Source organism: Zoogloea oleivorans, from assembly GCF_008107625.1.
Taxonomy (GTDB): Bacteria; Pseudomonadota; Gammaproteobacteria; order Burkholderiales; family Rhodocyclaceae; genus Zoogloea; species Zoogloea oleivorans.
Map to the genome: position 1 here is coordinate 132,566 of NZ_SDKK01000012.1, position 20,562 is coordinate 153,127.

Below are 20,562 nucleotides of genomic sequence, written 5' to 3' on the forward strand. Positions count from 1 at the left end.
GGTTTAGCATGGCTAAGCAGCAAGGTAACAAGAAGGTGCAGGCCTCGGACGAGCGCGATGATGGCCTGCGCGAAAAGATGGTTTCCATCAATCGCGTAACCAAGGTTGTAAAGGGCGGCCGTATCCTCGGTTTTGCTGCCCTGACCGTGGTTGGTGATGGTGATGGTGCCGTTGGCATGGGCAAGGGCAAGTCCCGCGAAGTGCCGGTCGCAGTTCAGAAGGCGATGGAAGAGGCTCGTCGCAAGATGGCCAAGGTGTCCCTGAAGAACGGTACGCTGCATCACTCCGTCATTGGCAAGCATGGTGCTTCGTCTGTTCTGATGATGCCGGCTCCGGTTGGTAGCGGGATTATCGCCGGCGGTGCAATGCGTGCGGTGTTCGAAGTGATGGGCGTGACCGATATCATCGCCAAGTCCATCGGTTCCACCAATCCGTACAACGTGGTGCGTGCCACTTTGAACGGACTCATGGCCACCAACGCTCCTTCCGTGATTGCCGCCAAGCGTGGCAAGACGGTTGCAGAGATTCAGGGGTAAGTCATGTCGGACAAAAAACTGAAGGTTACTCTCGTAAAGAGTGTGATCGGTACCAAGCAGTCCCATCGTGCAACCGTGCGCGGACTTGGGCTTCGTCGAATCCGCCATACGGTGGAGTTGCAGGATACTCCTGCAGTGCGAGGCATGATTACCAAGGTCGCCTACCTCGTTAAGTGTGAGGCTTAAATGCGGCTGAATGCTATTAAACCTGCAGCGGGCGCCAAGCACGCTGCGAAGCGGGTTGGTCGTGGAATCGGCAGTGGTCTGGGTAAGACTGCTGGTCGTGGCCACAAAGGTCAAAAATCCCGTACTGGCGGTTTCCACAAGGTTGGCTTTGAGGGCGGTCAAATGCCCATGCAGCGTCGCCTTCCGAAGCGCGGTTTCGTTTCCTTGACTCGTGCCCGGATTGGTGAAGTTCGCCTGTCCGAGCTTGAAGCTCTGCCGGTGGATGACATCGATTTGCTGGTCCTCCAGCAGGCCGGTATCGTTGCTGCTGATGCTCTTGCTGCCCGCGTAATCCTTTCTGGCGCTATCAGCCGTAAGGTTAACCTGCGTGGCTTGGGTGTGACGAAGGGTGCCAAGGCAGCGATTGAAGCTGCTGGTGGTTCCGTCGAGTCCGCCGAGTAAGGTCTAGCGTGGCCAATCAACAGTCCGCGCTGGCGGCACCGGGAAAGTTTGGAGATCTCAAGCGTCGCTTGGTTTTCCTGCTAGGTGCGCTGATCGTATATCGGATCGGCGCTCACATTCCGGTGCCGGGCATCGATCCGGTAGCCCTTGCGGATCTGTTCAAGAGCCAAAAGGGCGGCATCCTCGGGGTGTTCAACCTGTTCTCGGGAGGCGCCTTGTCGCGCTTCACGATTTTTGCTCTTGGGATCATGCCGTATATTTCGGCCTCGATCATCATGCAGTTGCTGACTGTTGCTTCGCCGCAGTTGGAGGCTCTGAAGAAAGAGGGCGAGGCGGGGCGTCGCAAGATTACGCAGTTCACCCGTTACGGTACTCTGGCACTTGCCTTGTTCCAGGGCATGGGTATTGCTGTAGCGCTTGAATCTCAGCAAGGGTTGGTGCTGGATCCTGGTTTCATGTTCCGCTTTGTGACGGTATCGACTTTGGTTACCGGTACGATGTTCCTGATGTGGCTTGGTGAGCAGATCACTGAGCGAGGTTTGGGCAACGGAATATCCATCATCATCTTTGCCGGCATTGCTGCGGGGCTTCCGAACTCGCTTGGTGGTCTTTTTGAGCTTGTTCGCACTGGTGCCATGCATCCATTCACGGCGCTGGTTATTTGCGTCCTTGTGGTGGCAGTGACTGGTGTGGTGGTGTTCGTTGAGCGTGGTCAGCGGAAGATTCTGGTTAATTACGCCAAGCGTCAGGTCGGCAACAAGGTTTATGGCGGTCAAAGCTCCCATTTGCCCTTGAAGTTGAACATGGCCGGTGTTATTCCGCCGATCTTTGCCTCCAGCATCATTCTTTTCCCTGCGACGTTGGCCCAGTGGTTTGGATCTTCGGAGCAGATGGCCTGGTTGAAGGATCTTGGTTCGACGCTAGCTCCCGGGCAGCCGATTTACGTGATCCTGTATGCAGCAGCAATCGTGTTTTTCTGCTTCTTCTATACGGCGCTCGTCTTCAATTCGAAGGAGACGGCCGACAACCTGAAGAAGAGTGGGGCTTTTGTGCCAGGTATTCGTCCGGGTGACCAGACGGCTCGGTACATAGACAAGATCTTGATGCGGCTTACGTTGGCAGGTGCGGTGTACATCACGCTAGTCTGTTTGCTGCCTGAGTTTCTGATCCTGAAGTGGAATGTGCCGTTCTATTTTGGTGGCACCTCATTGTTGATCATCGTGGTGGTTACGATGGACTTCATGTCCCAGGTTCAGGCTTATGTCATGTCCCACCAATACGAAAGCCTTTTGAAGAAGGCCAACTTCAAGGGCGCAAGGGTACCGCTCAAGTAGGCACTCATGTCGAGGGAAGATTACATTGAGATGCAGGGTGAGGTCTTAGAAAACCTTCCCAACGCAACTTTTAAGGTCAAGCTTGAAAATGGCCATGTAGTTTTGGGACACATTTCAGGGAAGATGCGTATGCATTACATTCGTATTCTTCCTGGCGACAAGGTTACGGTGCAGTTGACTCCGTATGATTTGAGTAGGGCCCGGATCGTTTTCCGAGCGAAATAATAGAAGAGTAGTCAGGAGCTAGAAATGAGAGTTCAAGCATCGGTCAAGCGGCTTTGCAGAAACTGCAAAATTGTCCGTCGCAAAGGTGTCGTTCGCGTGATCTGTACGGATCCGCGTCACAAGCAGCGTCAGGGTTGATGCGGTCACCCGCATTCTTTATAATTTAATGTTTAGCATTTTGGGGTGAACGCATGGCCCGCATTGCAGGGGTAAACATTCCCAACCATAAGCACACCGAGATCGCATTGACTGCGATCTTTGGGATCGGGCGCACTCGCGCTCAACAGATCTGTGATTCGGCCAGTGTGGGCCGTTCCGTAAAGATTAAAGATCTTACGGAGTCCGACATGGAACGGCTGCGCGACGAAGTCGCAAAGTTCACCGTTGAAGGTGACCTTCGCCGTGAAGTGACGATGTGTATCAAGCGCCTTATGGATCTTGGGTGCTATCGCGGGGTGCGCCATCGTCGTGGTTTGCCCCTTCGTGGCCAGCGCACGCGCACCAATGCCCGTACCCGTAAGGGTCCGCGCAAGGCGATCGCCGGCAAGAAGTAATTAGGGATAAGACATGGCAAAGACTGCTGCGAAGGTTCGCAAGAAGATCAAAAAGAACGTGGCCGAGGGTATTGCCCACGTTCACGCTTCTTTCAACAACACGATCATCACGATCACCGATCGCCAGGGCAACGCGCTGTCGTGGGCTACCTCCGGCGGCGCCGGCTTCAAAGGTTCCCGCAAGAGCACCCCGTTTGCTGCCCAGGTCGCTGCTGAAGCGGCTGGCAAGGTGGCCATCGAGTGCGGCATCAAGAACCTGGAAGTTCGTGTAAAGGGCCCCGGCCCCGGTCGCGAATCCAGTGTTCGCGCGCTGAACGCGCTGGGTATCAAGATCACCACGATCACTGATATCACGCCTATTCCGCACAACGGCTGCCGTCCGCCGAAGAAGCGTCGTATCTGACAAGGAGTTGAACAGTGGCTCGTAATCTTGACCCCAAGTGCCGTCAGTGCCGTCGCGAGGGTGAGAAGCTCTTCCTGAAGGGCGAAAAGTGCTTTACCGACAAGTGCGCTATTGAGCGTCGTTCCTACGCTCCTGGTCAGCATGGCCAGAAGTCTGGTCAGCGCCTCTCTGGCTACGGCGTGCAACTGCGCGAAAAGCAAAAGATCCGTCGCGTTTACGGCGTTCTTGAGCGTCAGTTCCGCAAGACCTACGCTGAGGCTGACCGCCTCAAGGGCAAAACGGGTGAGAACCTGCTGCAGCTCCTCGAAGGTCGGCTGGATGCTGTTGCCTACCGTATGGGTTTCGGCGTTTCCCGTGCCGAAGCTCGTCAGGTCGTTCGTCACAACGGCGTCCTGGTCAACGGCAAGCGTGTGAATATTCCGTCCTACACCGTTCGTCCGGGCGACGAAGTTCAGCTCACCGATACCGCGCGTACTCAACTGCGCGTCAAGGCTGCGCTGGAGGCCGCCGAAGCTCGTGGCTTCCCGGAGTGGCTGGCAGTGGATATCAAGGCTGGTAAGGGAACGTTCAAGGCATACCCGCAGCGTGCGGAATTGCCGGCGACGATGAACGAAGGCCTGGTTGTCGAACTGTATTCGCGTTAATGGTGGTCGCGCCTCTGGCGCGACTCTATAGAAGGATTGTCGATGCAAAGTAATGCTCTGCTGAAACCGCGCATCATTGAGGTGCAGAACGTTTCGCCGGTGCACGCTCGTGTGACCATGGAGCCGTTTGAACGCGGCTTCGGGCATACGCTCGGTAACGCGCTCCGTCGGATTCTGCTGTCCTCGTTGCCGGGCTACGCACCGACCGAGGTTTCGATCGAGGGCGTACTGCATGAGTACTCGACACTGGATGGCGTGCGGGAAGATGTTGTCGACCTGCTTCTGAACCTGAAGGGTGTCGTTCTCAAGTTGCACGGTCGTAACGATGCAACGCTGTCTCTGGTTAAGTCCGGCGAAGGTGTTGTAACGGCGGCGGACATCGAAGTGTCGCACGACGTGGAAGTGATCAATCCGGATCACGTCCTTGCTCATCTGGCCCCTGGTGGCAAGCTTGATCTTCAGATCAAGGTGGAGCAGGGCCGTGGTTATGTTCCGGGTAATCAGCGTCCCGCTGTTGGCGAGTCCAAGAGCATCGGTCGTATCGTTCTTGACGCTTCTTTCAGCCCGGTTCGCCGTGTGAGCTACACGGTTGAGAGTGCTCGCGTCGAGCAGCGGACTGACCTGGATCGCCTGGTTCTCGATATCGAAACAAATGGTGCTGTTGATCCGGAAGAGGCCGTGCGGTTCGCTGCGCGTGTACTGATGGACCAGCTCTCCGTGTTCGCTGATTTGGAAGGAACTCCGACTGCCGTTGAGGCACCGAAGGCTCCTGCCATTGATCCGATCCTGCTTCGCCCGGTTGATGATCTTGAACTGACGGTTCGTTCTGCGAACTGCCTGAAGGCCGAGAACATCTACTACATTGGTGATCTGATCCAGCGCACCGAAACTGAACTGCTCAAGACGCCGAATCTGGGGCGTAAGTCGCTGAACGAGATCAAGGAAGTCCTTGCCTCGCGTGGTCTGACGCTGGGTATGAAACTTGAAAATTGGCCGCCGGCCGGGCTGGAAAAGCTCGGTTGAGCGTAACGAAGAAGAGGTAATTACAAATGCGTCACCGTAACGGTCTTCGCAAGCTCAACCGCACCAGCAGCCACCGTCAGGCTATGCTGCGCAACATGGCGAACTCCCTGCTGCGTCACGAGGTCATCAAGACCACCGTGCCGAAGGCCAAGGAGCTGCGCAAGGTTGTTGAGCCCCTGATCACTCTCGGCAAGAAGCCGAGTCTGGCCAATCGCCGCCTGGCGTTTGACCGCCTTCGCGATCGTGAGATCGTCGTCAAGATTTTTGACGAACTGGGTCCGCGCTTCTCCACCCGCAACGGTGGTTACCTGCGTATCCTGAAGTGTGGTTTCCGCGATGGCGATAACGCGCCGATGGCTTTCGTTGAGCTGCTGGATCGTCCGGACGGCGAAGCGGTTGCCTCTGAAGGTGAGAAGGAAGCTGCATAAACAGACGCTTTGGTGTCTTGTTGCAAAAAAGCCAGCGCAAGCTGGCTTTTTTGTTTTGCTTGCGCCCAGAACATTAGTACGGCGCTAGAGCATCCGTATCCCTGAGTTGGGTGCCGGATAAAAAAAGGCCCGTCGGGGAAACCTCCGACGGGCCTTTGTTGCTTTGATCAGGCGCGATCAGCCGACGATCATTCCTGCGCCGACCGTGTTGTTGGTGGATTCATCGATCAGGATGAAGGCGCCGGTCGGCCGGGATTCCGTGTAATTGTCGGCGAAGATGGGCTGGGCCAGCTTCAGGGTCAGTTGGGCGATATCGTTCATCGCCAGGGTCGTCGCAGCGTCCTTGGCAAGGGAGTTGATATCGACACGGTGGGCAATGCTGGCGACCTTGGCTTTGACTTCACGGGTCGTGTGGCGCAGCCAGTAGGTGCGCGCCGGCGACAGCGGCGTTTCGGACAGCCAGCACATCATGGCTTCGATCTGCTTGGTTTGCACCGGGACTTCTTCGCTGTTGACGATCATGTCGCCGCGGGAGATGTCGATTTCGTCTTCGAGCAGCAGGGTGACGGACTGCTCGTGGATCGCCTTGCCGATGGACTGGCCGTAAAGCTGGACGTCCTTGACGCGCGTCGTGCGGCCGTTGGGCAGCACGGTGACACTGTCGCCGACCTTGATCTCGCCCGACTCGACGCGGCCCATGAAGCCGCGGTAGTCGTGCAGCTCGGGGTCATCGGACGCTTGCGGACGGCACACGTACTGAACCGGGAAGCGGAAGCTCTCGGCCTTTTCGGTGTGCGCCGCCGGGGCGGCTTCGAGGATGTCGATGAGCGTCGGGCCGGTGTACCAGTCGAGGCGTTCGCCGCGGTCCACGATCATGTCGCCGACGAGGGCGGACAGCGGAATGAAACGCACGTCGGTGAGACCGATCTGCTCGGCAAAGGCAGAGTACTCGGCGACGATACCGTCGTAGGTGGCCTGGCTGTAATCGACCAGATCCATCTTGTTCACGGCGACGATGACGTGGGGAATACCCACCAGTTTGGCCAGGTAGCTGTGGCGACGGGTCTGGGTGAGGACGCCCTTGCGCGCGTCGATCAGGATGATGGCGACGTTGGCGGTGGAGGCGGCGGTGACCATGTTGCGGGTGTACTGCTCGTGGCCGGGCGCGTCGGCAATGATGTACTTGCGCGTGCCGGTGGAGAAGTAACGGTAGGCGACGTCGATGGTGATGCCCTGCTCGCGTTCGGCCTGCAGGCCGTCGGTGAGGAGGGACAGGTCGACGGCGGTCAGGCCGCGCTTGGTGGAGGTGCGCTCGATGGCGGTAAGCGTGTCGGCCAGGATGGTCTTGCTGTCGAACAGCAGGCGGCCGATCAGGGTGCTCTTGCCGTCATCGACGCTGCCGCAGGTCAGGAAGCGCAGCAGGCCGCGATCTTCGATCTGGGTGAGGTGTGTGTGGGCGCTGGTCATGATCTTAGAAATACCCTTCCTTCTTGCGCTGCTCCATGGAGGCGTCGGAAGTCTGGTCATCGAGGCGGGTGGCGCCGCGTTCGGTGATGGTGGTGGTGGCGGTTTCGATGACGATCTTCTCGACGGTATCGGCGTCGCTGAGCACCGGTGCGGTACAGGTGATGTCACCGACGGTGCGGAAGCGCACCTGCATCTGGACGATTTCTTCGCCGGCCCTGGCGGGGGTGATGTCGGTCACCGGTACCATGGCACCGCCGCGCATGACGATCGGGCGGATGTGCGAGAAGTAGATGCTCGGCAGCTCGAGCTTTTCACGCTCGATGTATTGCCACACGTCCATCTCGGTCCAGTTGCTGATCGGGAAGGCGCGGATGTTCTCGCCCTTGTGGCTGCGCGCGTTGTAGAGGTTCCACAACTCGGGGCGCTGGTTCTTCGGGTCCCATTGGCCGAACTCGTCGCGGAAGCTCATGATCCGCTCCTTGGCGCGGGCCTTTTCTTCGTCGCGGCGGGCGCCACCGATACAGGCGTTGAAACCGAATTCTTCAATGGCTTCGAGTAGCGTGACCGACTGGTGCTTGTTGCGGGATTCGCCTTCGTTCTTGAGGACGACGGTGCCACGGGCCATGGAGTCTTCCACCGAACGCACGATCAGGCGTTCGCCGAGTTCGGCGGCGCGCTTGTCGCGGAAATCGGTGACTTCCTTGTAATTGTGGCCGGTGTCGATGTGCATCAACGGGAACGGGAAGCGGCCCGGGCGGAAGGCCTTTTCGGCCAGGCGCAGCAGGCACAGGGAGTCCTTGCCGCCGGAGAACAGCAGCACGGGGTTGCTGCACTGGCCGGCCACTTCACGCATGATGTGGATGGCTTCGGATTCGAGCCAGTCCAGGTGGCTCAGGGTTTGTTTGGTGAGCGTCGACATTGCTTTACTCGGTTGAGGGTTCGTTGCTGTGCGCCATTACTTCTTGACGTGCAGGCCGCATTCCTTGGTTTCCGGATTTTCCCACCACCAGCGCCCGGCGCGCACGTCTTCCCCGATGGAAACCGGGCGCGTACAGGGCGCGCAGCCGATGCTCGGGTAGAACTTGTCGTGGAGGGCGTTGTACGGAACCTTGTTGAGGCGGATGTAAGCCCAGACTTCCTTTTCGGACCAGGCCGACAGGGGGTTGAGCTTGATGAGACCGTTGCCTTCGTCGAACTGCTGCTTGGGCAGGTCGGTGCGGGTGGTGGATTGCTCGGCGCGCAGGCCGGTGATCCAGGCCTGTTTGCCGGCCAGGGCGCGGCCCAGGGGCTCGACCTTGCGGGCGTGGCAGCAGGCCTTGCGCAGCGCGACGCTGTCGTAGAAGCCGTTGATGCCGTTTTCGCGGGTGAAGGCTTCCACCGCCTCGTGATTCGGGTAGTAGAACTTGAGCTTGAGGCCGTAGTGCGCCTGCACCTTGGCCATCAGGTCGTAGGTCTCGAGGGGCAGGCGGCCGGTATCCAGCGAGAAGATCTCGATGGTCAGCTTGCTGGTGGCGATCACGTCGGTGAGGACCATGTCCTCGGCGCCCAGGCTGTTGGCCATGGTGATGGCCGGGAATTCGACCGCGGCGGCGGCGAGATCGGCCTTCAGGATGGCGACCTTGGCTTCGAGGCTGGCCAGCAGCACGGGATCGTCGAGCTTGGGGTTCTGGTTCGGGTGCATGGTGTCTCCTCGCTTACGCGGCGCGCTGGGCGCGGCGGAACAGGGGTTCGGGCTGGTCCACCGCCGCCTGGTAGGGGGTGGAGAAATCCTTCAGGCTGGCCAGGGCTTCTTCCAGCTGGGCATCGGAATACTTGCCGGCCTTGGGCTGGATGGTGTCGAAGCCGCAGCGCTGCATGAAGAAGAACTGATCGCGCAGCACGTCGCCGATGGCGCGGATTTCGCCCTTGAAACCGTAGCGAGTGCGCAGCAGGGCGGCGGCGGAGTAGGCGCGGCCGTCGGTGAACTTGGGGAAGTTGAGGGCGATGGCGGCGATGCGGTCCAGATCCGGGACGAGTTCTGCCACGTCTTCATGGCTGTCGAGCCACACGCCGAGGTCGGCACGGCCGGAGAGCTGGCCGCTGTGGGCCTGCCAGACGGCGAAAGGCACGAATACCGGGCCGGCGGCGAGGGTCAGCTCTTCAGGCGCCTGGCTTTCGTCGAGGATGAGGATCCGGGTGTCGTCGTCGATCAGTTGGCCGTTCTTGATGATCTTAGGCATTTTGCTTCCTTTCCTTGACGGCGGCTTCGCCATACACGCCAAGCTTGAAGGGGTCGAGGCCGGTGCGGCGGACGGTTTCGATGAAGCGCTCACCGTCCTGGCGTTGGGCCAGGTAGACATTGATGATCTTCGAGACCACATCGGGCATTTCGGCGGCGGCAAAAGAGCGACCGATGACCTTGCCGATGCTGGTGTGGTTGCCCTGGCTGCCGCCAAGGCTGACCTGGTACCACTCTTCGCCGTTCTTATCGACGCCGAGGACGCCGATGTGGCCCACGTGGTGGTGGCCGCAGGAGTTCATGCAGCCGGAGATATTGAGTTCGATGTCGCCGATGTCGTAGAGGTAATCGAGGTCGTCGAAGCGGGCCTGGATGGCGTTGGCGATGGGGATCGACTTGGCATTGGCCAGCGAGCAAAAATCGCCGCCAGGGCAGCAGATCATGTCGGTCAGGAGGCCGAAGGTCGGCGTTGCCAGATTGGCAGCACGGGCTTTTTCCCACAGGGCGAAGAGCTCGGACTGCTTGACGTCGGCGAGGACCAGGTTTTGTTCGTGGGTGGCGCGGATTTCACCGAAGCTGTAGGCGTCGGCCCAGTCGGCAACCAGGTCGAGCTGCGCGTCGGTGACGTCACCGGGGGCGCGGGACGGATCCTTGAGGGACACCACGACCACTGCGTAGCCGGGCACCTTGTGGGCCAGTACGTTGCGGCGCGTCCAGGCAGCGAAGGCCGGGTTGGCGGCATGCTGGCTGAGGTAGCCGGCGTCGTCGGCCGGCAGGGTTTCGTAGGCGGGCGTGGTGAAGTGGCCGGCGACGCGGGCGACTTCAGCTTCGGTGAGGGTGTTCGGCCCGTTTTTGCCGAAGACCCATTCCTCTTCCACTTGGCGCCGGAATTCGTCGATGCCGAGGGCCTTGACGAGGATCTTGATGCGCGCCTTGTAGAGGTTGTCGCGACGGCCATGGCGGTTGTAAACACGCAGGATGGCTTCGCAGTAGGTGATGATGTGCTGCCACGGCACGAAGGCGCTGATCTCGGCGCCGATCACCGGGGTGCGGCCCATACCGCCGCCGACCAGCACGCGGAAGCCGATTTCACCGGCTGCATCGCGCTTCAGTTCGAGGCCGATGTCGTGGCACTGGATGACCGCGCGGTCTTCCTTGGCGCCGTTAATGGCGATCTTGAACTTGCGCGGCAGGAAGGCAAATTCCGGGTGGAAGGTGCTCCACTGGCGCAGGATCTCGCCCCACGGACGCGGGTCGATCTGCTCGTCACCGGCGACGCCCGCGAAGGGGTCGGAGGTGATGTTGCGGATGCACGCGCCGGAGGTCTGGATCGCGTGCATTTCAACCGTGGCGAGTTCGGCGAGGATCTCGGGTACGAGCTTCAGCTCGGGCCAGTTGAACTGCACGTTCTGGCGGGTGGTGATGTGGGCATAGCCCTTGTCGTAGGTGCGGGCGATGTGGGCCATCTTGCGCACCTGCGTGGACGACAGCAGGCCATAAGGTACGGCGACCCGCAGCATCGGCGCATGGCGCTGGATGTACAGGCCGTTTTGCAGGCGCAGGGGACGGAACTCTTCGTCGGTCAGCTCACCTGCCAGATAACGGCGGGTCTGATCGCGGAACTGGGCCACGCGTTCGTCGACGATCTTCTGGTCGTAGGGGTCGTAACGGTACATTTCTTTTTCCTGGTTTGTTCGTAGGCCCGGTCAGGCCGCAATCAACTTGCTGCCCACCAAGACCAGCATGGTTGCCAGAATCGGACGCAGAACCCGGTCGGGGACACGGGTGGAAATGTGGCTCCCGAGCCAGATGCCGGGGAGGGAGCCGATCAGCAGACTGCCCAGAAGCGACCAGTCCACGCTGCCCAGGAACCAGTGGCCGATGCCGGCAACCAGCGTAAGGGGCACCGCGTGGGCGATGTCGCTGCCGACGATACGCAGTGTCGGCAGGCGGGGGTACAAAAAGAACAGGGCGCTGACGCCGAGGGCGCCGGCTCCTACCGACGAAATCGAAACCAGTACGCCCAGCACGGCGCCGGTCAGGATGGTCAGCACGGTGGTGCGTCGCGGGTTTTCCACGCCGCTGCTGTGGCGCAGCGCATAGTCCTGGATCTGCTTGCGAAAGATGATCGCCACGGCGGTCAGCAGCAACGCGATGCCAAGGGAAAACTTGATCATGCTGGCCGCACCTTCGATGCCGCCAGGGGCGAAAAGACTCACCAGCAGCAGTGTGAGTGCCGCTGCAGGAATGCTGCCCATGGCAAGGCGACGCGTAATCGCCCAGTCTACCGTGCCCTTCATGCCGTGGGCCACCGTGCCGCCCGCTTTGGTGATCGCGGCGTAGAGCAGGTCGGTACCGACCGCGACGGACGGATTGATGCCGAACAGCAGGACCAGCAGGGGCGTCATCAGCGAGCCTCCACCCACGCCGGTCAGACCGACAATGGCTCCTACGGCGAAGCCGGCAATTGTGTAAGCAATACTCATGATGAGACCAATTTACTTGTGCACTGCATCGTAAAGGGTCTGGTTAGAGCCAAGAAGATGTTTTTGGTTAAACTGATAGAATATAAAGTTATAAAGCCGCGTTTTCTGGCTCGCAATTCTCACAAGGGAGCAAGGATTGAACATCCAGCAGCTGCGGTATGTATTTGAGGTCGCCCGTCATCGACTGAACGTGTCGGAAGCGGCCGAGGCCTTGTTTACATCCCAGCCGGGCGTCTCCAAGCAGGTTCGCTTGCTGGAGGAGGAGCTGGGCGTCGAGATTTTCGTGCGCCACGGCAAGCGTCTGGTGGAAGTCACGGAGCCGGGCAAGCAGGTTCTCGCCATCGCGGCGCGCATTTTGCAGGAAGTCGACAACCTGCGCGAGGTCGGCGCTGAATTCAGCAACGAGGCGACCGGCAGTTTGTCGATTGCCTTTACACATACTCAGGCCCGTTATGCCCTGCCGCCGGTCGTGCAGGCTTTCATGGCGCGTTATCCGCACGTCCGCTTGTCCTTCCATCAGGGCAATCCCAGGCAAGTGTGCGAGTACGTGCTGTCGGGTGTGGCCGACATCGCCATCGCCACCGAGGCCATCGCCGAGCACGAGGACATCGTGATGCTGCCTTGCTACCAGTGGAACCGCTGTGTGATTGCGCCGTTGCGGCATCCGATCCTGGAGACGAAGCCGCTGACCCTCGATGCCATCGCCAGCTATCCGCTGGTCACCTACGATTTTGCCTTCACCGGCCGCAACAAGATCAACGAGGCCTTCATGGGACGCGGCCTGAAGCCCAACGTGGTGCTCACCGCCATCGACTCGGACGTGATCAAGACTTATGTCGCGATGGGGCTGGGGGTGGGCATCGTGGCCAAGATGGCGTTCGATCCGGTGGTGGACAAGAATTTGGGCATGGTCGATGCCTCGCATCTTTTCGCGTCCAGCACGACGCGCATCGGTTTGCGCCGCAACGCCTGGCTGCGCGGCTACGTGTATGCTTTCATTGAGTGCTTTGCCCCGCATCTGAGCCGGCATGTGGTAGATGTCGCCCTCGCGGGGGGCGGTGAGGATCCGGGGCTATAGACGTCACGGGAGCCGCATCGAAAGCGTTGACGAAGAAGAGCCCGGATTGCCCGGGCTCTTCACTTCACAGGGAGACTGGTGTCATGAAGTCCGCCTGGCCCGGCGAGCATTCCAGGCCAGGGCGCTGAGGCCCAGCGAGGTCAGGGCCAGCAGACCGGGCTCGGGGGTCTGGTTCTGGGTTGTTACCGGGGCGATCCAGGCGCTTTCACCACCACCATTGATATAGGCCATTTCCCAGGTGACCTGCATGGTGTCGTAATCACCGGAGAGCAGGGCTGCGTCCAGAGCAGGGCTGTTGATCATGAAGGCTGCGGTGTCGTTGCCCAGGTTGGTTTGCACGTAGCTGCTCTGACCGATTGTGCAGGTGCCCGTGTTGTCCGGGAAACCGACGAACTGGTTGTTGTTGTTTACACAGATGCCGGCGTGCACGTAGATCCAGGGGCCGTAGTCATAAGTCAACGCGTTGGTGAAGTCCGTATCGGGGCCGGTCGGGGGGGGGAGGGCGGAGTCCAGCGGCGTGGTTCCTGGTGCGGGTTCGCCACCGAGGTAGAAGGTCTGGGTGTCGTTCGTGGTGTCGTTGACCAGCGTGACCTTGCCCCAGATCAGCAGGTCGGTGTCGAGCAGCCCGCTGTTGCTGCCTGTCTCGTTGAACGAGAAGAAGAAGACTACCGGCGTACCGTTGGTCAGTTGCGTGATGGTGTTTACCCGGGCGTCCCAGCTGTCTTCCACGTCACCCGTAAACTCGCCGGCTCCGGAGCCGGGGCCGCCAGCAACCTTCGGGTCCGCGACACCGCCAGGGTTGGTGGTTACCGTGGAAAATGTGCCGCTAACGTCAGAGTTCGGCGACGGCGTGTTGTAGGTGCCATCTACAAATCCCGCCAGATTCCCGGCACCTTCCTGGCCGTTGTTCTGGCCGATGATCGTGTAAGGGGCGATTTGCCCAGGGCTGGCACTTACGTTGTAGCCGCCATTGGGGTTTTGCAGGTCCAGCAGTGCCAGGGAGAATACGTTGAAGTCATTGGCCTGGAGGCAGTTTCCCGTTGGTGTGCCGTTGCAGTTGGCGGTAGGAAGAAGTACGGGGGCCGCAGTGGCCTGAGTGGACAGCATGGCGCATGCAGATGTGATCGCCAGTGCCGTCAATGTTTTGATTTTTAAGTTTTTCACGAACTGTCCCTCCATATCCAAATTGAGATAAGTGTTATTTTCTAGCGCTGCGCTAAAAGTTAACGCATAGCTCGTGCCAAAGTTGATGTATTTGTCGTATGTGTAGATTTGGTGCGCGTTTCGACTTGGGGGTGATGTGTCTCATGGCGGCGGGGATGTGCCGTATGTAAATGTTTCCGACAATTTCTGGCGCGTTCGGAGGCGCTGAGCCTGGCAAGCGTATTGTTTCCAGATCCTACTGCGGCAGATTGGGGCGGTGGATTGTGAGAGACTTGCAGGCTGTTTCGCCGTTCATCCCCATGCAATGCAATCCCTGACCACCTTTGCCGCGTTGTTGCTGGCGTCCGTTCTGTTCGTCCCCCTTTTCAAGAGAGCGGGGCTTGGGACGGTGCTGGGCTATCTGGCGGTGGGGATGTTGATCGGACCGTTTGGCATCAAGCTGGTACGGGATCCGGACAACCTGCTTCATACCGCGGAGCTTGGGGTGGTTTTGCTGCTGTTCGTGATCGGCCTGGAACTCAAGCCGTCGCGTCTGTGGGCCCTGCGTCGCCCGGTGTTCGGGCTGGGGGCTCTGCAGTTGTTTGGCGTGGCGGCCGCCTTGGCGGTGGCCGGGCGCTATCTGCTGGGTTTGTCCTGGCCGGCAGCCGGCGTGGTGGGGATCATCCTGGCCCTGTCATCCACCGCCTTCGTGCTGCCAACTCTCGCCGAGCGACGGGAGTTGTCTACCCGCCATGGCCGTGAAGCCTTTGCCATCCTGCTGTTTCAGGACCTGTCAGTGATACCACTGCTGGCCCTGATCCCCCTCTTCGGTACCGGCAAGTCCACGGCGCTGACCCACCCGGCGGTGGGGCTCGGATTGCTCCTCGTGGTGGCGGTTGTGGGTCGGCCCTTGCTGGATACCCTGTTCCGCCATGTGGCGCGGGTTAACAGCCGGGAGATGTTTACCGCTGCGGCCCTGGTGACCGTACTGGGGTTGGCGCTGATGATGCAGGCCGGCGGTCTGTCCATGTCCCTCGGTGCCTTCGTGGCGGGGGTCTTGCTGGCTGATTCGGAATTTCGGCATGAGCTTGAGGCTTCCATTGCGCCTTTTCAGGGGCTGCTCCTCGGTCTGTTCTTCATGGCCGTGGGGATGTCCACCAACCTGGGGCTGTTGGTGAAGTTTCCGATGCAGATTCTCGGTCTTACTGCCGGCCTGATCCTCGTCAAGGTGGTGGTGCTCTACGTGTTGCGCCGGCTGGTCGGCGGCGCTGCCGGAGAGGCGCGGATGCTGGCCCTGGCGCTGGCCCAGGGAGGCGAGTTTGCCTTCGTGCTGTTCGATGCGGCCCAGTCCTTTCGGGTGCTGGGTGAAGTGCAGGCCGACAAGCTGACCTTGGTGGTGGCACTGTCCATGGCGGCTTCGCCGCTGCTTCTGCTGATCGGCGACCGGCTCGCCCGGGCAGAAAAGAGCAGGCAGCCGAGTCGGGCTTTCGATGACATGCCAGACGAGTCGAGCGAAGTGGTGATTGCCGGCTTCGGTCGCGTTGGTCAGATCATTGGGCGCCTGCTACTGGCGCGGGGCGTCAGTTTCACGGCGCTGGATGCGGACGCCGGACAGGTGGATACGATGCGCCGCTTCGGTCTGAAGGTGTTCTACGGGGACGCCGCACACCTGGACTTGCTGCATGCGGCCCAGTTGGGTCAGGCCAAGGTTTTCGTGCTGGCCATCGATGATGTGGAAGCCTCCCTGCGTACCGCCGAATTGGTGCGCAGGCACTTCCCGCATGTGCAGATCGTGGCGCGGGCGCGCAACCGCTTTCACGCCAGTCGCCTGATGGATCTGGGGATCGAGCGGCAGATTCGCGAAACCCTGCCGTCCAGCCTGGAAATGGCCAAGTGGACGCTGGAGCTCCTCCACGAGCCGCCAGCCCTGGCCGAACAGATGGTCAATCGCTTTGCCCGCCACGATGCGGCGGTGCTGGCCCGTCAGCAGGCGATTTCCCACGATGAAAGCAAACTGATCCAGTCTTCGCTGGAAGCGCGGGAAGAGTTGGCGCAGATTCTGGAAGAGGCGCGTGTGGCGTTTGCGGGCAAGAAGGGCTGAGCTTGCGTCGGACTGGCGTCCGGCCGGCATTCCACTACAGATCGTTCATCCAGTCACCGGGCTTGCCGGTGGCAAGGGCCAGCATCAGGGCGATGCGCGCTTTGGGCGGCGGCAGGTCACCTGCGGTCAGCCAGCCTTCGTCGTCGTCATCCGCATTGGCGTTGCGGATCACCGGGCCGACGCAGCGGCTGGCGCGCAGGATGGCGACGCCTTTGTCTCTTGCCCGGCGCAAGGCCGGCAGCCAGGCGGCGGGTATGCTGCCATGCCCGGTGAGGGCCAGCACCAGGCCGCGGGAGCCGGCCGTGACGCAGGCGTCGATCAGGTCCGCGGGTGCTCCGGCATAGCCCGCAAGGATGTCCACCCGCGGCAGGGTCGATGGCTCACAACGGGCGAAGCGGCCATCGGGCCGGGCTTCTGCCCACGGTCGGGGGGAATTGAAGGCGTCTAGCCCGGTTGTGCGTGCCTTTCCTAGCCAGCGTGCCGCGTGCACCGTTCCGTTCATCACTATCAGCACCCCCTTGTTCCATGCCGTGTCGTCCGCCGCCAACTGCACGCTGGCGCGCAGGTTGGCGGGGCCGTCGGCCTGCGGGTGGTCGGCCGGACGCATGGCACCGGTGAGGACCACCGGTTTTCCGGGCGGGAGGCTCAGGTGCAGGAAATACGCCGTCTCTTCCATGGTGTCGGTACCGTGAAGGATCACCAGGCCGTCGATGGCCGGATCAGCCAGCGCATGGCGGGCCGCGGCGAGGATCTGCAGCCAGTCGGTCGGGGTGATGTCCTTGCTGTCCAGAGAGAGGATTTGCTCTGCGGAAATCTCCGCGGCCGCTGCCAGATCGGGCACGGTGGCGAGGAGGGTGTTCACCGAGCGCACACCGGCTGTGTAGCGGCTGCCGTCACCGGCGGGATCGGCCTCTCCGGCGATGGTGCCGCCAGTCGCGAGAAGATGGATGTGGCGTGACATGGCAAGGTTCCGTGGGTCGGACTTCAGTCCGACAACGCACGCAGAACGGGCACTATCGGATTGCCTCTGTGGGTCGGACTTCAGTCCGACAACGCGGGCTGAGCGGGTGAAGTCGGACTGAAGTCCGACCCACAGGAGTGTCAGTGCTGCAGGATTTTGGCCAGGAACTGCCGTGCGCGCTCGGAATGCGGGGCGCCGAAGAAGGCGTCCTTGCTGTCGTCCTCGACGATCAGGCCCTTGTCCATGAAGATCACCCGGTTGGCGACCTTGCGCGCAAAGCCCATCTCGTGGGTGACGCACATCATGGTCATGCCTTCCTGGGCCAGCTCGACCATCACGTCGAGTACCTCGTTGATCATCTCCGGGTCGAGGGCCGAGGTCGGCTCGTCGAACAGCATGCAGATCGGGTCCATGCACAGCGCGCGGGCGATCGCCACGCGTTGCTGCTGGCCGCCGGAGAGCTGGCCGGGGAATTTCTCGGCATGGGCTTTTAGGCCGACCCGTTCGAGCAGCTTGAGGCCCTTGGCGCGCGCTTCGTCCTTCGAGCGGCCGAGGACCTTCTCCTGGGCAATCGAGAGGTTGTCGGTGATGCTCATGTGCGGGAACAGCTCGAAGTGCTGGAACACCATGCCGACCCGGCTGCGCAGCTTGGAGAGATTGGTCTTCGGGTCGCCCACCGAGATGCCATCCACGGTGATTGCGCCAGCCTGGAAAGGCTCGAGGCCATTGACGCACTTGATGAGGGTGGACTTGCCGCTGCCAGACGGGCCGCAGACCACCACCACCTCGCCCTTGGCGACCTTGGTGCTGCAGTCGGTGAGGACCTGGAAGCTGCCGTAGTGCTTGGAAACCTTGTCGATCGTGATCATCTGTATTTACCTCGAACGCGGACTTAAACCGTCGCCATCCGCTTCTGCAGTCGCCGCACCACCTGCGACAGGGTGAAGCACAACACGAAATATACCGCCCCCGCAAAGAGCAGCAGCTCCACCAGCCGGCCATCCCGGTCGCCGACCTTGTAGGCCGCGCCGAAGAAGTCGGCCAGCGCCGACATGTAGACCAGCGAGGTGTCCTGGAAGAGCACGATGGCCTGGGTGAGCAGCAGCGGAACCATGTTGCGGAAGGCTTGCGGCAAGACCACCAGACGCATCGCCTGGCTGTAGCTCATGCCCAGTGCCGAGGCGGCAGCCACTTGGCCCTTGGGCACGCTCTGGATGCCGGCGCGGATGATTTCCGAGTAGTAGGCCGACTCGAAGAGGGCGAAGCCGATCATCGCCGAGGTGAGGCGGACGTCGGTATTCGGGTCGAGGTTGAAGAAGCTGCGCAGCAGTTGCGGCACGATGAGGAAGAACCACAGCAGCACCATCACCAGCGGGATCGAGCGGAAGAGGTTGACGTAGCCGGCCGCGAACCACGCCAGCGGTTTGACCGGCGACAGACGCAGCATGGCCAGCAAGGTGCCCCACACGATGCCGAAGATGACCGCGGTGACGGTGATCTCGAGGGAGATCTTCATGCCGTCCCACAGGAAGGGCAGGGCGCCGGGGATGGAGGACCAGTCGAAGTCGTAGTTCATCGCAGCTTCCTCACTTGCTACCCATGTAGCCTGGTACGCGGGTCTTCGTCTCGACTACGCGCATCAGGCTCATGACCACCACGTTGATGAGCACGTAGAGCAGGGTCACGGCGATGAAGGATTCGTAGGGCTGGGCGGTGTAATCCACCAGTTGACGCCCTTGCGCAGCGAGTTCGAGCAGGCCGATGGTCGAGCACACGGCAGAGTTCTTGAAAATGTTGAGAAACTCGGAAGTGAGCGGCGGCACGACCAGCCGGAAGGCCATCGGCAAGAGCACGTGGCGGTAGGTTTGCGGCAGTGTGAAGCCCAGCGCCAGGCCGGCGTTCTTCTGGCCGCGCGGCAGCGAGTTGATGCCGGCACGCACCTGTTCACAGACCCGCGCGCTGGTGAAGAAACCCAGGCACACCATGGCTGACAGGAACTGCTGGGTGAGCGGGTTGAGCTGCTGCTTGAAGGCATCGCCGAGCCCGAAGGGCAGCAGTTCGGGCAGGACGAAATACCAGATGAACAGTTGCACCAGCAGCGGAATGTTGCGGAATACTTCCACGTAGGCCGCAGCCAGCCCCGACAGCCACTTGTTGGGCACGGTGCGCAGCACGCCCATCAGGCTGCCCAGCGCCAGGGCCATGACCCAGGCGCACAGGGACAGGGTGACCGTGGTTTGCAGACCGGAGAGCATCCATCCGAGGTAGGTGGTTTCTCCGGTCGGCACCGGGCTGCTGAAGATGCTCCAGTTCCACTGGTAGCTCATGCCGTTTGCCCCGGTTTACTCGAAGGCCTTGTCGTTGGGCGCCTTGTACAGCTTGAGCATGGCGTCGGAGATCGGGAAGTTGAGGTTCAGGCCCTTGGGGGGGATGGGCTGGGTGAACCATTTCTTGTAGATGGCCTCGGCTTCGCCGGAGGTCATGGCCTTGGCCAGGGCGGTGTCGACGACCTTCTTGAAGCCCGGATCGTCCTTTCGCATCATGCAGCCGTAGGCTTCGAAGCTCTGCGGGGTGCCGACCACGGCCCAGTCGGCAGGGCGCTTGGCCTTGGCCAGTTCGCCGTAGAGCAGGGCGTCGTCCATCATGAAGGCGACGGCACGGCCGGTCTCCAGCGTGAGGAAGGACTCGCCGTGGTCCTTGGCGCTGATGATGTTCATGGCGAGCTTCTTGTCCTCGTTCATCTTGCGGATGAGGCGCTCGGAGGTGGTGCCGGCGGTGGTCACCACGTTCTTGCCGGCCAGATCGGGGAAGTCCTTGATGCCGGACTCCTTCTTGGTCATCAGGCGCGTGCCGATGATGAAGATGGTGTTGGAGAAGGCGACCTGGCGGCCCCGTTCGGCATTGTTGGTGGTGGAGCCGCACTCGATGTCGACGGTGCCGTTCTGCACCAGCGGGATGCGGTTCTGCGAGGTGACCGGGGTGAGCTTGACGGCGAGGGCGGGCAGCTTGAGCTCGGCCTTGACGGCGTCGACGACCTTGAGCATCAGCTCCTGGCTGTAGCCGACGACCTGCTGCTTGTCGTCGTAGTAGGAGAAGGGGATCGACGATTCCCGGTGGCCGAGGGCGATGGTGCCGCTGTCCTTGATCTTCTTCAGGGTCGGGGACTCCTGGGCGAAGACGGATTGGGTGAACAGGGCGGCCATTGCGAGGGCAATGAGGGCGGGCTTGCGGGTACAGGACATGGGCAACTCCTCCAGAGTGGGGCCGGGGCTGGGCGCGGCTTGCAGTGCACTGAAGGAGATTGTAGCTGCTGCCGGGTGGCGGCAGCGTGCCT

25 protein-coding genes are annotated in these 20,562 nt (G+C 61.0%); 13 read left to right on the forward strand and 12 right to left on the reverse strand.

Features of this window, described 5'->3' with window-relative positions:
* Nucleotides 1–8 precede the first annotated feature (8 nt).
* From rpsE to rplQ, 11 genes are read left to right on the forward strand one after another with little or no spacing between them, the layout of a single operon-like run.
* Nucleotides 9–536, forward strand: a complete 528-nt coding sequence (rpsE, locus tag ETQ85_RS14020) for a 30S ribosomal protein S5 (RefSeq protein WP_148579689.1) — start codon at nucleotides 9–11, stop codon at nucleotides 534–536.
* A gap of 3 nt (nucleotides 537–539) precedes the next feature.
* A complete protein-coding gene (gene rpmD, locus ETQ85_RS14025) occupies nucleotides 540–722 on the forward strand; it encodes a 50S ribosomal protein L30 (RefSeq protein WP_148579690.1) in 183 nt (60 codons plus the stop codon).
* Nucleotides 723–1,163 carry a 50S ribosomal protein L15 gene (gene rplO, locus ETQ85_RS14030; protein WP_148579691.1) on the forward strand — a complete coding sequence of 147 codons (441 nt, stop codon included), beginning with the start codon at nucleotides 723–725 and terminating at the stop codon, nucleotides 1,161–1,163. It abuts the gene before it with no gap.
* Between the two features lie 8 nt (nucleotides 1,164–1,171).
* The gene (gene secY / locus ETQ85_RS14035) at nucleotides 1,172–2,497 is read left to right on the forward strand and encodes a preprotein translocase subunit SecY (RefSeq protein ID WP_148579692.1); all 1,326 of its coding nucleotides are present in this window, start codon (nucleotides 1,172–1,174) and stop codon (nucleotides 2,495–2,497) included.
* Nucleotides 2,498–2,503: 6 nt separating this feature from the next.
* Nucleotides 2,504–2,722 (forward strand): translation initiation factor IF-1, encoded by a 219-nt coding sequence (gene infA, locus ETQ85_RS14040; RefSeq protein WP_148579693.1) that lies wholly within the window; start codon nucleotides 2,504–2,506, stop codon nucleotides 2,720–2,722.
* Between the two features lie 24 nt (nucleotides 2,723–2,746).
* Nucleotides 2,747–2,860, forward strand: a complete 114-nt coding sequence (gene rpmJ / locus ETQ85_RS14045) for a 50S ribosomal protein L36 (protein ID WP_079432668.1) — start codon at nucleotides 2,747–2,749, stop codon at nucleotides 2,858–2,860.
* Between the two features lie 53 nt (nucleotides 2,861–2,913).
* Entirely contained in the window at nucleotides 2,914–3,276 is a 363-nt protein-coding gene (gene rpsM, locus ETQ85_RS14050; protein ID WP_148579694.1) for a 30S ribosomal protein S13, read from the forward strand.
* A 13-nt stretch (nucleotides 3,277–3,289) separates the two neighbouring features.
* The gene (gene rpsK, locus ETQ85_RS14055; protein ID WP_079432670.1) at nucleotides 3,290–3,679 is read left to right on the forward strand and encodes a 30S ribosomal protein S11; all 390 of its coding nucleotides are present in this window, start codon (nucleotides 3,290–3,292) and stop codon (nucleotides 3,677–3,679) included.
* A gap of 14 nt (nucleotides 3,680–3,693) precedes the next feature.
* Nucleotides 3,694–4,323 (forward strand): 30S ribosomal protein S4, encoded by a 630-nt coding sequence (rpsD, locus tag ETQ85_RS14060; RefSeq protein WP_148579695.1) that lies wholly within the window; start codon nucleotides 3,694–3,696, stop codon nucleotides 4,321–4,323.
* A 42-nt stretch (nucleotides 4,324–4,365) separates the two neighbouring features.
* Entirely contained in the window at nucleotides 4,366–5,346 is a 981-nt protein-coding gene (locus tag ETQ85_RS14065; RefSeq protein ID WP_148579696.1) for a DNA-directed RNA polymerase subunit alpha, read from the forward strand.
* A gap of 26 nt (nucleotides 5,347–5,372) precedes the next feature.
* Nucleotides 5,373–5,774, forward strand: coding sequence for a 50S ribosomal protein L17 (rplQ, locus tag ETQ85_RS14070; RefSeq protein ID WP_148579697.1), 402 nt, complete (start codon nucleotides 5,373–5,375; stop codon nucleotides 5,772–5,774).
* Between the two features lie 177 nt (nucleotides 5,775–5,951).
* On the opposite strand, the gene ETQ85_RS14075 is transcribed toward rplQ, so the two are convergent.
* The 6 genes from ETQ85_RS14075 to ETQ85_RS14100 are packed head-to-tail and all read right to left on the reverse strand — an operon-like array spanning nucleotide 5,952 to nucleotide 11,945.
* A complete protein-coding gene (locus tag ETQ85_RS14075; RefSeq protein ID WP_148579698.1) occupies nucleotides 5,952–7,241 on the reverse strand; it encodes a sulfate adenylyltransferase subunit 1 in 1,290 nt (429 codons plus the stop codon).
* Nucleotides 7,242–7,245: 4 nt separating this feature from the next.
* Nucleotides 7,246–8,160, reverse strand: coding sequence for a sulfate adenylyltransferase subunit CysD (cysD, locus tag ETQ85_RS14080; RefSeq protein WP_148579699.1), 915 nt, complete (start codon nucleotides 8,158–8,160; stop codon nucleotides 7,246–7,248).
* Between the two features lie 36 nt (nucleotides 8,161–8,196).
* Nucleotides 8,197–8,922, reverse strand: coding sequence for a phosphoadenylyl-sulfate reductase (locus ETQ85_RS14085; protein WP_148579700.1), 726 nt, complete (start codon nucleotides 8,920–8,922; stop codon nucleotides 8,197–8,199).
* Between the two features lie 13 nt (nucleotides 8,923–8,935).
* The gene (locus ETQ85_RS14090; RefSeq protein WP_148579701.1) at nucleotides 8,936–9,460 is read right to left on the reverse strand and encodes a DUF934 domain-containing protein; all 525 of its coding nucleotides are present in this window, start codon (nucleotides 9,458–9,460) and stop codon (nucleotides 8,936–8,938) included.
* Entirely contained in the window at nucleotides 9,453–11,135 is a 1,683-nt protein-coding gene (locus tag ETQ85_RS14095; protein WP_148579702.1) for a nitrite/sulfite reductase, read from the reverse strand. Before ETQ85_RS14095 ends, ETQ85_RS14090 begins: the two co-directional genes overlap by 8 nt.
* A gap of 30 nt (nucleotides 11,136–11,165) precedes the next feature.
* Nucleotides 11,166–11,945: a sulfite exporter TauE/SafE family protein gene (locus ETQ85_RS14100; protein WP_148579703.1), complete on the reverse strand. Its 780-nt coding sequence runs from the start codon at nucleotides 11,943–11,945 to the stop codon at nucleotides 11,166–11,168.
* Nucleotides 11,946–12,081: 136 nt separating this feature from the next.
* Between ETQ85_RS14100 and cysB the strand changes: the two genes are divergently transcribed.
* On the forward strand, nucleotides 12,082–13,023 hold the full coding sequence (cysB, locus tag ETQ85_RS14105; protein ID WP_148579704.1) for an HTH-type transcriptional regulator CysB: 942 nt from the start codon (nucleotides 12,082–12,084) through the stop codon (nucleotides 13,021–13,023).
* An 81-nt stretch (nucleotides 13,024–13,104) separates the two neighbouring features.
* Here the strand turns inward: cysB and ETQ85_RS14110 are convergent, their stop codons facing one another.
* Nucleotides 13,105–14,130: a hypothetical protein gene (locus ETQ85_RS14110; RefSeq protein ID WP_148579705.1), complete on the reverse strand. Its 1,026-nt coding sequence runs from the start codon at nucleotides 14,128–14,130 to the stop codon at nucleotides 13,105–13,107.
* Nucleotides 14,131–14,491: 361 nt separating this feature from the next.
* Here ETQ85_RS14110 and ETQ85_RS14115 point away from each other — a divergent pair, with 361 nt between their 5' ends.
* The gene (locus ETQ85_RS14115; RefSeq protein ID WP_148579706.1) at nucleotides 14,492–16,267 is read left to right on the forward strand and encodes a monovalent cation:proton antiporter-2 (CPA2) family protein; all 1,776 of its coding nucleotides are present in this window, start codon (nucleotides 14,492–14,494) and stop codon (nucleotides 16,265–16,267) included.
* A 34-nt stretch (nucleotides 16,268–16,301) separates the two neighbouring features.
* Here the strand turns inward: ETQ85_RS14115 and ETQ85_RS14120 are convergent, their stop codons facing one another.
* The 5 genes from ETQ85_RS14120 to ETQ85_RS14140 all read right to left on the reverse strand — a co-directional run bounded on the left by ETQ85_RS14120 (nucleotide 16,302) and on the right by ETQ85_RS14140 (nucleotide 20,470).
* Nucleotides 16,302–17,228 carry an asparaginase gene (locus tag ETQ85_RS14120; protein ID WP_148579707.1) on the reverse strand — a complete coding sequence of 309 codons (927 nt, stop codon included), beginning with the start codon at nucleotides 17,226–17,228 and terminating at the stop codon, nucleotides 16,302–16,304.
* A 140-nt stretch (nucleotides 17,229–17,368) separates the two neighbouring features.
* Nucleotides 17,369–18,097: an amino acid ABC transporter ATP-binding protein gene (locus ETQ85_RS14125; RefSeq protein ID WP_148579708.1), complete on the reverse strand. Its 729-nt coding sequence runs from the start codon at nucleotides 18,095–18,097 to the stop codon at nucleotides 17,369–17,371.
* 23 nt (nucleotides 18,098–18,120) lie between these two features.
* Nucleotides 18,121–18,804 carry a glutamate/aspartate ABC transporter permease GltK gene (gene gltK, locus ETQ85_RS14130; protein ID WP_148579709.1) on the reverse strand — a complete coding sequence of 228 codons (684 nt, stop codon included), beginning with the start codon at nucleotides 18,802–18,804 and terminating at the stop codon, nucleotides 18,121–18,123.
* Between the two features lie 10 nt (nucleotides 18,805–18,814).
* The gene (locus tag ETQ85_RS14135) at nucleotides 18,815–19,555 is read right to left on the reverse strand and encodes an amino acid ABC transporter permease (RefSeq protein ID WP_148579710.1); all 741 of its coding nucleotides are present in this window, start codon (nucleotides 19,553–19,555) and stop codon (nucleotides 18,815–18,817) included.
* A 15-nt stretch (nucleotides 19,556–19,570) separates the two neighbouring features.
* Nucleotides 19,571–20,470 (reverse strand): glutamate/aspartate ABC transporter substrate-binding protein, encoded by a 900-nt coding sequence (locus ETQ85_RS14140; RefSeq protein WP_148579711.1) that lies wholly within the window; start codon nucleotides 20,468–20,470, stop codon nucleotides 19,571–19,573.
* Nucleotides 20,471–20,562 lie beyond the last annotated feature (92 nt).